This is a genomic window from Streptomyces atratus (assembly GCF_014648655.1).
Taxonomy (GTDB): Bacteria; Actinomycetota; Actinomycetes; order Streptomycetales; family Streptomycetaceae; genus Streptomyces; species Streptomyces atratus.
Genome location: NZ_BMRN01000039.1, coordinates 39,761 through 53,194, shown reverse-complemented (window position 1 = coordinate 53,194; position 13,434 = coordinate 39,761). Strand labels below are relative to the sequence as shown.

Below are 13,434 nucleotides of genomic sequence, written 5' to 3'. Positions count from 1 at the left end.
CGGATGTGCCGGCGGCCGGCCGTCGCGGGCGAACCGGTTGCCGGGGCGGGATGGCGAGGGGGGTCCGGCCGGAAGCGGGGCGCGGATTCACAGCTCCGGCGTGGCCTGCCAAGGCGCCCCCGGCACCACGAGCGGCGAACCCGTCACCGGGCACGGGACGATCACCGCGTCCAGGCCGAAGACCTCGCGCACGAGACCGGCGGTGACGATGTCGTTCGGGTGGCCCTCGGCGACGATCCGGCCCGCCTTCATGGCGACCAGGTGGTCCGCGTACCGGGCGGCCTGGTTGAGGTCGTGGAGCACGGTGACGACGGTCCGGCCGCGGGTGCCGTCCGCCGCCGGGGCGGTGAGCCGGCGCACCAGGTCCAGGACCTCCACCTGGTGGGCGATGTCGAGGTACGTGGTCGGCTCGTCGAGCAGCAGCAGATCGGTCTCCTGCGCGAGGGCCATCGCGATCCAGACCCGCTGGCGCTGCCCGCCGGACAGCTCGTCCACCGACCGGTCGCCGAGCGCGGTGACGTCCGTACGCTCCATCGCGTCCGTCACCGCCCGCTCGTCCTCCTGGGACCACTGCTGCCACCAGTGCTGATGCGGCTGCCGACCGCGGGCGACGAGATCGGAGACGCTGATGGCCTCCGGAGCCACCGGGGTCTGCGGCAGCAGCCCGATCGACTGGGCGATCTTCCGCGTGGGGATCTTCGACAGCTCGGTGCCGTCGAGGAGCACGGCCCCGCCGCGCGGCTTGAGGAGCCGGCCGAGCGCGCGCAGCGTGGTCGACTTGCCGCAGGCGTTCGGGCCGACGATGACGGTGACCTGTCCGTCGGGAACGGCGAGGTCCAGTTCGTGGACGACGGTGCGGTCCTCGTAGGCGAGAGTCAGCTCCCGCACCGTGAGCCGGCTGGTCGCGGTCGCCGTGGCGTCGGACGTACGGGTCGAGCTCATGCAGTGCCTCCACTACGGCCGCGACCGCCGCCGTGGCCGCGGATGATCAGCCAGATCAGATACGGGGCGCCGACCGCCGCCGTCAGAACGCCCACCGGCAGCTCGGTGGGCGAGAAGAGCCTGCGCGCCAGCAGATCCGCGAAGACGACGATCAACGCACCGAGCAGCGCCGAGCAGAACAGCGGAATCTGCGCGGTACGGGTCATCCGGCGGGCGATCTGCGGGGCGAGCAGCGCCACGAAGTCGACCGGACCGGCCGTCCCGGTCGCCACGGACGCCAGGACCACACCGAGTGCGACGAGCCCCAGCCGTACCCGTCCCAGACGCACCCCGAGGGCCGTCGCGGTGTCGTCGTCCATCGAGACGGTGCGCTGGGCGCGGGCGGCCCACAGGACGGCCGGCAGCAGGATCAGCAGCGTCCAGCCGATCGGCGCGGCCTCGGACCAGCCGCGGCCGTTGAGCGAACCGGTCATCCAGATCTGCGCCTGCTGGGCGACCAGATAGTCGCCCTTCGTCAGGAACAGTGTGGTGACGGACCGCAGCGCGATGGCGAAGCCGATGCCGATGAGGACGAAGCGGGTGGCGTGCAGCCCGCCGCGCCAGGCGAAGACGTACACCAGCGCCGCCGCGGCCACTCCGCCGATGACGGACAGGTACGGCAGCACGGTGTACGAGGTGACGCCGAAGGTCATCGCACCGACCGTGAGCGCGCTCGCCCCCTGGCTGATGCCGATGATGTCGGGGCTGGCCAGTGGATTGCGGGCGACGGTCTGGATCAGCGCACCGGCGATCCCGAACGCCGCACCGACCAGCAGCCCGACGACCATCCGCGGCAGCCGCAGCGTCCCGACGACCAGTTCGTCCGGGGACGGCTGCCCCAGGATCACCTTCACGACCTCGCCGGGCGCGACGAAGCTCTCGCCGACGCAGAGGTACGCGACACAGACGGCGGCCAGCGAGACGACGAGGGCGGCGGCGACGACGGTCGCCCGCCGGTGCAGCAGGAACCGGCCCCGCGCCCCGATCCGTACGACGTGGTACCCGGCGGGCCGCACCCGGACAGTGGTGTCGCTCATGCGGGCACCGCCTTCCGGCGTACCAGAGTGACCAGGAAGGGAACGCCGATCAGCGCCGTCATCACGCCCGCTGGGACCTCGCTCGGCGGGAAGAGGATGCGGCCGATGACATCGGAGACGAGCAGCATGACGGGTCCGATCAGTGCCGCCATCGGCAGTACCCAGCGGTGGTCGCTGCCGACGATCGCGCGGGCGATGTGCGGGACGGCGAGTCCGATGAACGCGATCGGGCCGGCCGCCGCGACGCCGACACCGGTCAGCACGGTGGCCCCGATGCCGCCGACGATCCGTACCGTCGCGACCTTCTGCCCGAGCCCCTTCGCCACGTCCTCGCCGAGCGCCAGCGCATCGAGCCCGCGGGCGACGGACAGCACGAGCACGGTCCCGACCAGCATGAACGGCCAGATCTGCTGGGCCACATCGGCCTCGCGCCCGGCGATGGAGCCGACCTGCCAGAAGCGGAATTCGTCCAGCGCGGACGCCTTGGTCGTCAGTACCGCCATCGTCACCGACACCAGCAGCGCGTTGATCGCGGCGCCGCCGAGGGCGAGTTTCACAGGGGTGGCGCCCCCGCGTCCGCTGGAGGCGATGGCGTACACGGCGACGGAGGCGATCGCCGCCCCCGCGAACGCGAACCACACGTATCCCGTCAAGGTGTGGATCCCGGCGTACGCGATGGCCAGCACCACGCCCACCGAGGCGCCCTGGCTGATGCCGAGGATGCCGGGATCGGCGATGGGGTTACGGGTGATGCCCTGGAGCACCGTGCCCGCGAGGGCCAGCGCCGCGCCGACCATCAGCCCGATCAGGGTGCGCGGCACCCGCATGTTCCGGATGACTTCGGCGGCGTCGGAGTGCCCGCCGTGCAGCAGGGCGTCGATCACCTCGGACGGGGGTATGGAGCGGGCCCCTACGGCGAGGCTGAGGAGTATCGCCACCAGCAGCGCCACGACGGCCGCCGCCGTCGCGAGTGCGCGTCTGGAGCGGCGTGGTGCGGCGGCTGACATCGGACCCAATCAAAAGCGAAGCAAAGTTAGGCTTGGCTAAGTCTAAGCATCGCCGTTCCACGGCCCGAGGCCCGTACCGGGACCGCCGCCGTGCGCGGCCCCGTGACAATGGATTCCATGCCTTCACACCCACTGACGGTCGGCTTCGACCTCGACATGACGCTCATCGACTCCCGGCCCGGTATCAAGGCCGCCTACCTGGCGCTTTCCGCCGAGACGGGGACGCCGATCGACGCGGATCTGGTGGTGAGCAGGCTCGGCCCGCCGGTCGACGACGAGCTGCGGAACTGGTTTCCGGCCGATGCGGTGGCCGCCACCGCCGACCGCTACCGGGAGATCTATCCCACATACGCCATCGCCCCGAGCCCCGCGCTGCCGGGTGCCCGGGAGTCGGTCGCGGCGATCCGTGAGCGGGGCGGCCGGGCGATAGTCGTCACCGCCAAGCACCTGCCGAACGCCGAGCTGCACCTGGCGCACCTCGGGATCGAGCCGGATGCGGTGATCGGCGGTCTGTGGGCGGAGGCCAAGGGGGAGGCGCTGCGCGAGCACGGGGCGGGTGTGTACGTGGGCGACCACACCGGCGACGTACGGGGTGCCCGCACGGCCGGGGCGCTCTCGGTGGCGGTGACCACGGGCCCGTGCGATGCGGAGGAGCTCCGGGCTGCGGGCGCGGACGTCGTCCTGTCGTCGCTGACGGATTTCCCGTCCTGGCTGGACGGTTACGCGGCGTAGGGCCTTTGGCGGGTGCGGGGTCACCGAGCGCCGTACGACGGAGCATCGTCCGTCTTCGCCGCGCATTCCACCCAGAGCAGCTTCCCGCCCTGCCCCGGCAGTCCGGTCCCCATGGGGTGGGCGCCCCAGCTCTCCGCGTAGAGGGTGACGAGATAGAGCCCCCGTCCGCGCTCGGCGAGTTCCTCCGGGGCTTCGGCGGCCCATCGGAAGGGGGCGGGGATGTGCGGGTTGGTGTCCCAGACGCTCAGCCGGATACGCCTGCGCCCGGCATCGCGCAGGCGCAGGGAGTACGCCCCCGAGGAGTGCAGGTAGGCATTGGTGACCAGCTCGCTCGCCAACAGTTCGGCGATCTCGGTGAGTTCGCGCATGCCGTGCACGCGCAGGATCGTGCGGAGGGTGGCGCGGGCCACGCCGGGGGCGCGGGGATCCTGCGGGAGTTGGAGGGTGTACGTCCAGGGCGGGGATACCGTGGCACTGACCATGGAAGTCTCCGTTCACGGAGGGAAGTTGGAAGGTGCACTTCGGGTTGCCCGGTGACGAGGCCGCTCCGTCGAGCGGGGCACTTCCGGGCGGGTGGCCTGGATCTAAATTAGCGGCACGCGACATAAAATATTTGCGAGATCGGCAATCGATTGAGATATGCACTCGTGTGAGTGACGTTGCCAACACGTTCCTGATTAAGGAGAGTTGACACATGGCGTCCAGAAGCACCCCCGGCGTGCGACGCCTGCGCCTTGGGGCCGAGTTGCGTCGGTTGCGAGAACGCGCTGGGCTCACGGCCACTGAGGGCGCCCGGCTGCTCGGCATCAGCCAGGCCCAGCTCAGCAACATCGAGGCGAGTCGTTTCGGTGTGAGCGCGGAACGGCTGCGGGCAATGGCTCGCAACTACCGCTGCTCGGACTCCGCATATGTCGCAGGGCTGCTCGATCTCGCCGGGGAACGCTCATCGGGCTGGTGGGAGACGTTCCGCGAGGTCCTGCCCTCCCCTTTGCTGGACATCGCGGAACTGGAGCACCACGCGACCGGGCTGCGGTCCGCCAACACGTCCCATGTTCCGGGTCTCCTCCAGACCACGGACCATGCTCGCGAGATCTTCCGGCAGGTGGTGCCGGAGTTCTCTCGTTCGGACATCGAGCACCGCGTGAGTCACCGACTTCAGCGCCAGGTCCTCCTTGACCGACCAAACCCGCCAACGTACCGGGCAGTCATTCATGAAGCTGCTCTCCGCGTGCCGGTTGGCGGCCCTGTCATCGCCAGGAACCAGCTTCGACATCTGCTTGAGCAGGGCGAGCGGGAACACATCACGGTCCAGGTAATCCCGTTCTTCATCGGCGCCTATCCCGGATCCGGGCAGACCATCCTGTACGTGCACGGCTCGGTGCCCCGCCTCGACACGGTTTCGCTGGATCAGTCGCACGGCCCTGTCCTGGTGGATGCCGAGGCGGAGTTGGAGGCCTACCGTCTCCTGCTGGCACGCATGGCGGCCGTGGCGCTGACGCCGGACAAGTCCCGGGACTTTATCCACAGTCTGATTGCCGACCAGTGAAGGAACCGGATATGCACCAGCACTCATGGCAGAGGTCCTCGTACTGCGGACAGGGCGAATCCTGCCTGTACGTCGCCGCGCGCAACAGCACGGTCAGCCTCACCGAGAGCAGCGACCCCACCGGGGCAATACTCCGCACCACGCCTGCCACCTGGGCCGCCCTTGTACGCACCCTCAAGGAGAACCGCGCCTATGGCTGACATTCCGTCAGCACCCTTGAGGGGAGCATTCATGCCCACGTACGGCCACTGGCAGAAGTCGTCCTACTGCGCCCAGGGGGACTCGTGCATGCACGTCGCCGCGCGCAACAGCACGGTCGAACTCACCGAGAGCAGCGACCCCACCGGAGCGATACTCCGCGCCACACCCGCCGCCTGGGCAGCCCTCGTACGCACGCTCAAGGAGAGCCACACCCATGGCTGACATCCCCACCGACCTCACCTGGGTCCGCGCCGCCCCCGAGGGCGAGGAGGGCCCCGGCCCCTGGATCGAGATCGCCTTCGGCCCGGACGAACTCGTCTACCTCCGGGAGACCAGCGACCCCGAGAACGTCGTGACGACGACCACGACGAAATGGGACGCCTTCACCAAGGGCGTCGTTGCTGGCGAGTTCGATCACTTCGCCGAACTCGACGGCGAGGGCCTGGTCACCCCGTCCTGACGTCACGAGGCAACGAGAAACTCTTCATTCGCGGCTGGTGTGCGCCTCGATGGCGTCGTTGATCTCGGGCCAGAGTTCGCGGGGGCGGTCGTGACCCATACCGGGGATCAACAAGAGCTTCGCTCCGGGCACGAGATCTGCGGTGCGTTCCCCACCGCTGGGGTCGACCAGCGTGTCATCCAGGCCATGGATCACCAGGGTCGGGACCTGAAGCTCCCGGAGCGCATGTGCGCGGGAACCACTGAGGACCATCGCTCCGAGTTGACGTCCGACTCCGGCTGGGCAGTACGCGCGGTCGTAACTGTCGGCAGCCAGCTCACGAAGGGCCGCGGGGTCGCCATAGCGCTTGGAGGCCCACACCAGATCTCTCTCCGCCGCTGCGATGTATCCCTCGCGGTCCGTCGGCTTCGGACTGGAGACCACCGCCTGGGCTTCGGGACTGGACCGGCCGTATTCGGGTTCGCCGGTCGAGGACATCATCGACGTCAGGGTGAGCACCCGCGTCGGCTGGCTGATGGCCATCATCTGGGCGAGCATTCCGCCCATCGAGGATCCGACCACGTGAGCTCGTTCGATTCCGAGCGCCGTGAGCAGGCCGAGGCCGTCGTCGGCCATGTCCTGAAGCGTGTAGGGAACCATCGCGAGGGCGGACGGAATGTCTCCCGAGCTCACAGCGGCGATGAGCCGGCCTGTGTCGACGGGATGATCATCGAACTTGGTGGACAGCCCGCAGTCACGGTTGTCGTACCGGATCACGTAGCGGCCACGACGGGCGAGTGCACGGCAGAAATCCTCGTGCCAGGCGATCATCTGAGCGCTGAAACCCATCACGAGCAGGACAGGTGCGTCAGAAGGGTCACCGAAGGTCTCGTACGCGATGGACACTCCGGGCGAGACTTCAACAATCGGCATGCTTGGAGTTTCCCAGCATTCGCTGCCGGAGCGCACCCGGGATATCGGCGGCGCTTGACCTCCACGTCCTCCACGCAGGTCGCCGAGACCCTGCTCATTCCTTCTGCCGGGCGCCGTTCAGGCGGTCGTTGATCCGCTGGAGGCGCTGCCAGGCGGCAAGGTCGGTTCCGTCGCCGAGCGCATAGTGCAGGGCGGGCCGGGTGGCCGGGCCGAGCCGGGCAGGCGTGATGCCGTCGAACACCCCGCGGTCCTGGTCGAGGCCGCGGTCGGCCACAGCGTCGGGGCCCAGAGTAAGGCCGACAGGTACCGGGGGCGGCTCGTAGTGGGCCGGGGTGGTCAGATCTGCGCGTGCGGTGCGTAGTTGGGTGATCATCGTGGCGAGGTTGTGGCCGGTGGCCAGGGTCTCGGCCAGCTCGGGCAGGGCGTCCACCGGAGTGCTCTGGTCTGCACCGCAGCCGATGGCCAGGGTGATGTGCTCCTCGACGCCGGCGCGGGTGCGGACGGTGCGCACGGCGGCGATCGCCGGGCGGTCGGGGGCGCCGACGGCGACGATCCAGGTGGGCAGGGACTGCTGGGCACGGGTGCGGGCCAGGTCGGTCAACTGCCGTGGCGACCAGGGAACGTTGACGGGTTCGGCGGTGGCCCATCCGGCGGGCGGGGCGCCGGTGAGCGTGCGCCATGCCTGCTCCAGGGCGCTGCCCAGGACGAGCCGTTCGTCGGCCGGGTGGATCGTGCGGATGGAGAGCAGCAGTTGCCGTTCCCCTTCCTTGCCGGGTCGGGGCCGGAAGGCGTCCGCGATCCGGGGGCCGTCGCCGACGACCGGGACGAATCGCCCGCCGTGCCAGTGCAGTACGGCTCCGGAGAGCCCGTCGTAGTAGCCGCACTCGGGGTCCCGAACGACCCAGCGGGAGGGCAATCCGTCCAGTAGCGTGCGGGCGGGGAGTGTGAGCCGGGTGCCGGGCGGGGTGAGGATCTGTAGCTCACGCCCGGTGCGGACCGCGTTGCGCACCACGTCGGTCAGCCAGGTCGTGGCAGCGACGACGGGGCGGCCCTGGATGACGACGGCGGCCGTGTCGGTGAGCATGTCGACACCCATGGGGGCCGCCTCTGTGACGGCGCCTGCGAGATCGGTCACGACGTCGGTATGACCGGCCTCGCGCGGCCAGACGGTGCCCCCGAGCACAGCCGTCAGGCGCCCGGCGACGGACCCGGCCAGCCGCCCGGCCTCATCCACAGCGGTGGTCGCTCGCGCCTCGGTCCACCACACGGGCGACTCCGCGTGCACCGTCGTCCCGAGCAACCGGGTTACCTCGCCCGGCACTTGGATATACCGGGGCGCTTCGAGCGACACCAACGCTTGCCCGGCAGCGGTGCACAACTGAACAACGGACCCACCACCCGCCCGGTTCACCCGCAGGTCCGGGCCACCGGCGTGGAGCCCAGCCAGCAGCGTCTTCGTGTCCGGCATCTGCGGGGTGAGGGCGATGACGTCCTGGGTCATGTGCGCTCCGTACAGACGGATCCAGGAGGTGAGGGAGCCGGTTTTCCCTCGCGAGCGGCCCAGGCTTCTTGTCTCACGTGTCGGAACACCACTCGCGTCCTGAGAGGTCCTGCAAGTCCTCCAATGAGGAGGCTTCTTTTTGAGTCCCAGGCACAACAGTTCCGGAACGAGCGCTGCCGGGCCAGGACGCCAATTCACGCACCGCTTGGGCAGGCGTCAGCCCCCGCTGCTTCGCCTCGCTGAGACGCATCAGCCAATCCTGTCCGGCGTCGAGTGCCTCATCACCGGCCGGGGTGCGAGGTTCAAACCCTGCCGCAACTTCATCCTCTGCCGCCCAGAGATAGCCGACTGTGCGGCTGCCCCTAGCCACTTTGACGAAGCTGACCGGCGCATCGGTCTCTGCCTCAAAGCGGGGTGAGTTTGGCGGCAGGCATGACTGGAGCCACTCGGTCCGACGCGGAACTTCCGCCATATACCAGGAATCCAGAAGGTCTGGGTCTTCGTCCGGAAGATCCTCGAACCCGTCCTTGGTAGGGATTCCATAGGAAGTGAAGTCCGAGGCAACGACCTCAACTCCGACCATCCGTGTAATCGCGATGAGGGCAGCCTTGAGGCGTGGAGCATTCTCCTTCTGAATGCCGGGCTGCCGATGGCCGCGCAGATCGTGAGACATCCAGGCATCGCCGTACGTGTCAAGTGTCACGGTTCCAGCGCCGCTTGCCCACTCTTCGACCGAAATCACGAAGAGCTTCTCGACCCGGTGGGCTTCCCCATTGCGCATGCAGGTGCCGGGCGTGGTCAGGTTGACCTCCACCATGCCAACCTGCTCCAGTTCTGTCGACCTCAGGACGGCGAAGAGTTCACTGTCATTCGCGGCGTCGGCCAGGGCCGCGTGTACTCGCTTGCGCGTGAACAAGACGGAGTGGTCGTCCTCGGCACGCATGGTGACGTCAGCTGTCGCGTCTCCGTTGACGATGCCGAGAGCGTGCATCGCTGCCCATGCCTGGAGGGCCATACGGCCACAACGCAGCGCGAGGTCTTGCCCCGGTTTTTCTTCCTTGGTCTCCCAGGACCAGCTACCCACAGGATTTGTTGTAATCACAGGACACCTCGCGGATCGGCCTTGGCGCCCGGAGGGATCGTGATCGTCCCGTCGTCGAGCCGGATGACAAACAGGATGCCACGCCCCTTTCCGCTCTTGATGGCGTGCTCACCTCGGTGAACCTGAAGCAACTCTTCGGGAATTCCTCTTGCCTGCCACTCGGCTACGGTCCCCTGCCCGTCCACAAGCATGATCCTGTGATCGGCGGTCGACTTCGACAGCTGGCCCAGATGATCTGCCTTTGCGATCGATTCAAAAGGATTCTTGGGGTTTTCCAGACGCTTCATCTGATATCCGTAACTTTCTCCGTTCGCGTCAGTCACCCGAACGTCCAGATCTGCCTTGAACGCCTGGTTTTTGATCTCGAATTCGATGTCGCGCAGCCCGCTCCTGTAGAACTGGTCGCCGAGTCGGATTTGATCAATGGCCCGAAGGTCCTGGCCGCGAATGCCGGATCCCAGCATGGATACGACGTCTCTGAAGTTCCGTGTCTGTGAAAGATGTCCGGAGGTGATTATATCGGCGATTTCGCGACCCTGGGGATACGCTCCCATTCGAGCGACAATCTTCTCCAGAACCTTGGGCTTGATATTGTTATTAGGGATTTTGCGCATTCCTTCACGGAATTGACGCTCGGCCTCACCTCCCAACTCCATGGGCCCGGAATCGTTCGATCCGGAGGAAGTGTCGGATCCGTGATCGCTATTGGCGTGCCCTGTACCGTCTCCGCCACCACCTGCCACCGGGGTGTCCACGTGCGCAGCATCCCCATGGCTGGAATCTGCAGATTCGCCCCAGTGACTGCCGCCGCCCGAATGTTCGCCTGGTCCGGCGCCATGACCATCCCCAGGGCCGTGCTGCCCCGCAGCGGCATGGCCGCCCTCGCCTCTCGGCCCAGGTGCTCCGTCTCTCGCACCCCCGCCGCCGCCCGCGTCATGGCCGCCGCGCGGCGGCAGGCCGTCGCCCGCGTGCGCGGTCGCGCCGGGGGTGCGTCCCCCGACGCCGACCGGTTCGCGGTCGCCCTGCCGTCCGCCGACTCCCCGTTCGTCTGCGGAGGGTTCGCGCTTGACCGGGTCGACGTTCGGTTTGCCGTCCGGGTCGAGTGGGACGAACTTGCCGCCCTTGTCGACCCGGTAGCGGTCGCTGAGGTCGAGGGCGCCGTCGGGGAACTTCGTCTTCGGTATCTGGAGGTGGTCGCTGACGTTGGCCAGGACCTGGGAGACCTTCGGCAGGTCCGAGAGTGCCTTGGCGGCCTTGAAGGCGCCACCGAGCGGGTCGAGGGCGTCGCCGATCTTCGCCATGGTGCCGGCCGCCTTCGCGAATGTGCCGCCCTTGCCGAGCTTCGAGGCGGCGGCCAGCGGGCCGGAGGCGAGCGTGAGCAGGTTGAAGGAGACCACGGCATGGGCGCGGGCGGGATCCTCCTCCCACATGTCGTACGCGATGAACTGCTTGCCGAACTCCTTGGCGTACGCCTTGCTGTCGCGCTGCCAGTCGGTCAGGTGCTCGTCCTGTCCGAACAGGTCCATGCCGTAGGCGTAGCCGCCGACGGCGGTGCGCTTGAGACCGTCCCAGGCCTGGTCACGCTCTTGCTCCCCGTGGAAGCCGATCAGGGTGACCAGGCCGTCGATGCCGCCCCAGATGCTGTCCTTGGCGATGCCGTCCCATGCCCAGCTCTTGGCCCCGTGGCCCCACCAGTCCAGGCTCCAGCGCTCATAGGTGCGCCCTTCGGGGCTGCCCCACGGCAGATCCTTCACGTCCTTGAGCGCGTCGGCGGTCTGGCCGTACATGCCGAGCCCGTGGGTGCCGTCGTCCACGACCCACTGCGGGCGGCACATGCCGGGGCTGATCGCGTTGATCTTGTTGGCCGCGTTGCGTTCGGCTTCCTGGAAGCCCTCGCGTGCCGCCGCGACCCCGTCCATCAGTGCCTGGTGCGCGTCGGTCTTGCTCTGGTCCTCGGTCCAGTCGTCATCGCCCCGGACACTGTCGACAAAGGTGAACGCGTCCAGCTTCAACTGCCCCAGCCGGTCCGCGTGCGGCTTGGCCTCGAAGATGAACGTGTCCAGGGCATCGGCCAGCGCCTCGATGTCCCCGGCGAACTCCTCCGCCGTATCCATCACCGGCTGGGTGGAGGAGAACAGCTTGTCGGCCTCGGGGGCCTTGTAATAGGCGGCCGTCGCCTGGAAACGGGAGTGGACGTCCTTTCCTCCGGTCCGGATGCCCGTGGCATGCGTACGCAGACTGGACGCGGCCTTCTCCAGCTGACCGAAGTCACCCGTGTACTGCGGTATCCCACCCGGTTCGATCACGCCGGCTACTCCCCGCCCCGGTGGCCGGGCTTCTGCCCGACCGCCCTGATCTCGGCAGGGGTGGGTGCCTTGGCCGCGTCGCGCTGGGCCTGGGCGGCCATGGCGAGGTCACCCTCGATGTACTCGGTGACGGCCTCGACCGTGCCGTCCATCGACTTCTTCGTCCGGGCGGCCATGAACCTGATCCGCTGCTGGGTGTCGGCGACGAAGTTCGCCACCGCAGCCCCGACCGGCCCCGCAGGTGCCTCACCGCAGTACGGCCCACTGATCGTCCCCGCGTGCAGTGCGGCGTCCTCCACGCTCTCGCCGTAGCCCCTGACGTCCTTGCTCAGGTCCTCGGCCGCCAGCCCCACCAACGACAGAACGGACTCCACCCCGCTCGGCCTGATGTCCCACCCCGTCATGCCGCCCCCCTGCATCCCCCGGCTGATACGTCTCGTCAACTGCGTCCGGCAACACGCGTGCCACTGACAACAGGATCTTCATCTGTATCAAGGTGCTCGTAGCGTTTGCAATGCATTTCAGGCCAAATGCCTGTTGTGGTGGGCGCGCAGCGTTGTTGCCGGGCTGCGTGGCGATCGAGAAACATCGCTGGATGGGCGGCTTGTGCTGCCCCCTTTTTGGTCCTGTTGCTGTCCTGTGAGGCGGGGGTCGGACGGCAATAGGGCGGGACTCAGCAGTGTTTGCGGTCGGCAAGAGGTCCGTGAGTGCCAGGCCTGGGCAAGCTCAATCCCGTCCGGAGCCGGGCCCGCGCCGAAGACCGAGCCCGTCCGGCGCGAGGCCGATACGGCCCGCTGGGCGCCCCGCGGCCCTACCGCTTCGGCGCCCCCGCCCGCACCGAGCGCACCACGCCTGCCGCGGCGATCAGGAAGCCGACCCCCATCAGCATGCACAGCGACCACGCGATGGACGGAAGCGGATGGGTTCCGAGGAACAGCGGGGCCATCGTGGCCATCGTGGCCAGTGCGCCGATGAAGAAGACGATCGCGCCGATCCGGACGAGCCGGTCACCTGCGCCAGAAGGAGTAGTGCTCACCCCGCCAGGGTAGTTCCCGACCCGGGCGACCCACCCCACGGCATGCGGCGCGCAAAGACATGCACCGTTTCTGGACAGCAGTCCGGATGACCAGGCTTGACGAGGGGTACTTCACCTGGGGAGGCTTCTGCCAGCAGGGGAGCACCACCACTGGATAGCCTGACCTGCTGAGGCTTGTTCCGGCATACAGGTTGCATACGGGTTGAGATGGGGTGCGTGCTTTGCCGACTGGCAAGGTCAAATGGTTCAACAGCGAGAAGGGCTTCGGCTTCCTCTCCCGCGACGACGGCGGTGACGTCTTCGTGCACTCCTCGGTGCTTCCCGACGGCGTCGACGCACTCAAGCCCGGCCAGCGCGTCGAATTCGGCGTCGTCGCAGGTCAGCGCGGAGACCAGGCGCTCTCGGTGGCGGTCCTGGACCCGACCCCGTCCGTCGCGGCCGCGCAGCGCCGCAAGCCGGACGAGCTCGCGTCCATCGTGCAGGACCTGACCACCCTGCTGGAGAACATCACGCCGATGCTGGAGCGCGGCCGCTACCCCGACAAGGCGGCCGGTAAGAAGATCGGTGGCCTGCTGCGCGCGGTCGCCGATCAGCTCGACGTCTGACCCCGGCC

Annotated in this window: 16 protein-coding genes; 6 read left to right on the top strand and 10 right to left on the bottom strand. The window is 68.3% G+C overall.

Annotation, left to right across the window (positions count from 1 at the left end):
* Positions 1-87: 87 nt before the first annotated feature.
* The 3 genes from IEZ15_RS35165 to IEZ15_RS35155 are packed head-to-tail and all read right to left on the bottom strand — an operon-like array spanning position 88 to position 3,025.
* The gene (locus IEZ15_RS35165; protein ID WP_189280965.1) at positions 88-942 is read right to left on the bottom strand and encodes an ABC transporter ATP-binding protein; all 855 of its coding nucleotides are present in this window, start codon (positions 940-942) and stop codon (positions 88-90) included.
* Positions 939-2,018 (bottom strand): FecCD family ABC transporter permease, encoded by a 1,080-nt coding sequence (locus IEZ15_RS35160; RefSeq protein ID WP_189280964.1) that lies wholly within the window; start codon positions 2,016-2,018, stop codon positions 939-941. Before IEZ15_RS35160 ends, IEZ15_RS35165 begins: the two co-directional genes overlap by 4 nt.
* Positions 2,015-3,025 carry a FecCD family ABC transporter permease gene (locus IEZ15_RS35155; protein ID WP_189280963.1) on the bottom strand — a complete coding sequence of 337 codons (1,011 nt, stop codon included), beginning with the start codon at positions 3,023-3,025 and terminating at the stop codon, positions 2,015-2,017. The genes IEZ15_RS35160 and IEZ15_RS35155 overlap by 4 nt, the downstream gene beginning before the upstream one ends.
* Before the next feature lie 108 nt (positions 3,026-3,133).
* Here IEZ15_RS35155 and IEZ15_RS35150 point away from each other — a divergent pair, with 108 nt between their 5' ends.
* Positions 3,134-3,757 (top strand): HAD family hydrolase, encoded by a 624-nt coding sequence (locus tag IEZ15_RS35150; RefSeq protein ID WP_189280962.1) that lies wholly within the window; start codon positions 3,134-3,136, stop codon positions 3,755-3,757.
* A 20-nt stretch (positions 3,758-3,777) separates the two neighbouring features.
* Here the strand turns inward: IEZ15_RS35150 and IEZ15_RS35145 are convergent, their stop codons facing one another.
* Positions 3,778-4,239 carry an ATP-binding protein gene (locus tag IEZ15_RS35145; protein WP_189280961.1) on the bottom strand — a complete coding sequence of 154 codons (462 nt, stop codon included), beginning with the start codon at positions 4,237-4,239 and terminating at the stop codon, positions 3,778-3,780.
* 212 nt (positions 4,240-4,451) lie between these two features.
* Here IEZ15_RS35145 and IEZ15_RS35140 point away from each other — a divergent pair, with 212 nt between their 5' ends.
* From IEZ15_RS35140 to IEZ15_RS35125, 4 genes are read left to right on the top strand one after another with little or no spacing between them, the layout of a single operon-like run.
* A complete protein-coding gene (locus tag IEZ15_RS35140) occupies positions 4,452-5,303 on the top strand; it encodes a helix-turn-helix domain-containing protein (RefSeq protein ID WP_189280960.1) in 852 nt (283 codons plus the stop codon).
* An 11-nt stretch (positions 5,304-5,314) separates the two neighbouring features.
* A complete protein-coding gene (locus IEZ15_RS35135; RefSeq protein WP_114245868.1) occupies positions 5,315-5,503 on the top strand; it encodes a DUF397 domain-containing protein in 189 nt (62 codons plus the stop codon).
* 31 nt (positions 5,504-5,534) lie between these two features.
* Positions 5,535-5,726, top strand: coding sequence for a DUF397 domain-containing protein (locus IEZ15_RS35130; RefSeq protein WP_114245869.1), 192 nt, complete (start codon positions 5,535-5,537; stop codon positions 5,724-5,726).
* Entirely contained in the window at positions 5,719-5,964 is a 246-nt protein-coding gene (locus IEZ15_RS35125) for a DUF397 domain-containing protein (protein ID WP_114245870.1), read from the top strand. The genes IEZ15_RS35130 and IEZ15_RS35125 overlap by 8 nt, the downstream gene beginning before the upstream one ends.
* A 24-nt stretch (positions 5,965-5,988) precedes the next feature.
* Here the strand turns inward: IEZ15_RS35125 and IEZ15_RS35120 are convergent, their stop codons facing one another.
* The 6 genes from IEZ15_RS35120 to IEZ15_RS35095 all read right to left on the bottom strand — a co-directional run bounded on the left by IEZ15_RS35120 (position 5,989) and on the right by IEZ15_RS35095 (position 12,821).
* Positions 5,989-6,876 (bottom strand): alpha/beta fold hydrolase, encoded by an 888-nt coding sequence (locus IEZ15_RS35120; RefSeq protein WP_189280959.1) that lies wholly within the window; start codon positions 6,874-6,876, stop codon positions 5,989-5,991.
* Positions 6,877-6,970: 94 nt separating this feature from the next.
* Positions 6,971-8,377: a DUF6177 family protein gene (locus IEZ15_RS35115; protein WP_189280958.1), complete on the bottom strand. Its 1,407-nt coding sequence runs from the start codon at positions 8,375-8,377 to the stop codon at positions 6,971-6,973.
* Positions 8,378-8,450: 73 nt separating this feature from the next.
* Positions 8,451-9,461 (bottom strand): hypothetical protein, encoded by a 1,011-nt coding sequence (locus IEZ15_RS35110; protein ID WP_189280957.1) that lies wholly within the window; start codon positions 9,459-9,461, stop codon positions 8,451-8,453.
* A gap of 14 nt (positions 9,462-9,475) precedes the next feature.
* On the bottom strand, positions 9,476-11,593 hold the full coding sequence (locus IEZ15_RS35105) for a hypothetical protein (RefSeq protein WP_189280956.1): 2,118 nt from the start codon (positions 11,591-11,593) through the stop codon (positions 9,476-9,478).
* Positions 11,594-11,790: 197 nt separating this feature from the next.
* On the bottom strand, positions 11,791-12,189 hold the full coding sequence (locus IEZ15_RS35100) for a DUF6507 family protein (RefSeq protein WP_189280955.1): 399 nt from the start codon (positions 12,187-12,189) through the stop codon (positions 11,791-11,793).
* Positions 12,190-12,596: 407 nt separating this feature from the next.
* Positions 12,597-12,821, bottom strand: coding sequence for a hypothetical protein (locus tag IEZ15_RS35095; RefSeq protein ID WP_189280954.1), 225 nt, complete (start codon positions 12,819-12,821; stop codon positions 12,597-12,599).
* Between the two features lie 221 nt (positions 12,822-13,042).
* Between IEZ15_RS35095 and IEZ15_RS46855 the strand changes: the two genes are divergently transcribed.
* Positions 13,043-13,426 (top strand): cold-shock protein, encoded by a 384-nt coding sequence (locus tag IEZ15_RS46855; RefSeq protein WP_093540351.1) that lies wholly within the window; start codon positions 13,043-13,045, stop codon positions 13,424-13,426.
* The last annotated feature ends 8 nt before the right edge of the window (positions 13,427-13,434 follow it).

What these genes read in the sequence shown, in the direction of transcription:
- IEZ15_RS35165 (WP_189280965.1), bottom strand. Translation starts at nt 942, where the DNA reads ATGAGCTCGACCCGTACGTCCGACGCCACGGCGACCGCGACCAGCCGG.
- IEZ15_RS35160 (WP_189280964.1), bottom strand. Translation starts at nt 2,018, where the DNA reads ATGAGCGACACCACTGTCCGGGTGCGGCCCGCCGGGTACCACGTCGTA.
- IEZ15_RS35155 (WP_189280963.1), bottom strand. Translation starts at nt 3,025, where the DNA reads ATGTCAGCCGCCGCACCACGCCGCTCCAGACGCGCACTCGCGACGGCG.
- IEZ15_RS35150 (WP_189280962.1), top strand. Translation starts at nt 3,134, where the DNA reads ATGGATTCCATGCCTTCACACCCACTGACGGTCGGCTTCGACCTCGAC.
- IEZ15_RS35145 (WP_189280961.1), bottom strand. Translation starts at nt 4,239, where the DNA reads ATGGTCAGTGCCACGGTATCCCCGCCCTGGACGTACACCCTCCAACTC.
- IEZ15_RS35140 (WP_189280960.1), top strand. Translation starts at nt 4,452, where the DNA reads ATGGCGTCCAGAAGCACCCCCGGCGTGCGACGCCTGCGCCTTGGGGCC.
- IEZ15_RS35135 (WP_114245868.1), top strand. Translation starts at nt 5,315, where the DNA reads ATGCACCAGCACTCATGGCAGAGGTCCTCGTACTGCGGACAGGGCGAA.
- IEZ15_RS35130 (WP_114245869.1), top strand. Translation starts at nt 5,535, where the DNA reads ATGCCCACGTACGGCCACTGGCAGAAGTCGTCCTACTGCGCCCAGGGG.
- IEZ15_RS35125 (WP_114245870.1), top strand. Translation starts at nt 5,719, where the DNA reads ATGGCTGACATCCCCACCGACCTCACCTGGGTCCGCGCCGCCCCCGAG.
- IEZ15_RS35120 (WP_189280959.1), bottom strand. Translation starts at nt 6,876, where the DNA reads ATGCCGATTGTTGAAGTCTCGCCCGGAGTGTCCATCGCGTACGAGACC.
- IEZ15_RS35115 (WP_189280958.1), bottom strand. Translation starts at nt 8,377, where the DNA reads ATGACCCAGGACGTCATCGCCCTCACCCCGCAGATGCCGGACACGAAG.
- IEZ15_RS35105 (WP_189280956.1), bottom strand. Translation starts at nt 11,593, where the DNA reads ATGGATACGGCGGAGGAGTTCGCCGGGGACATCGAGGCGCTGGCCGAT.
- IEZ15_RS35100 (WP_189280955.1), bottom strand. Translation starts at nt 12,189, where the DNA reads ATGACGGGGTGGGACATCAGGCCGAGCGGGGTGGAGTCCGTTCTGTCG.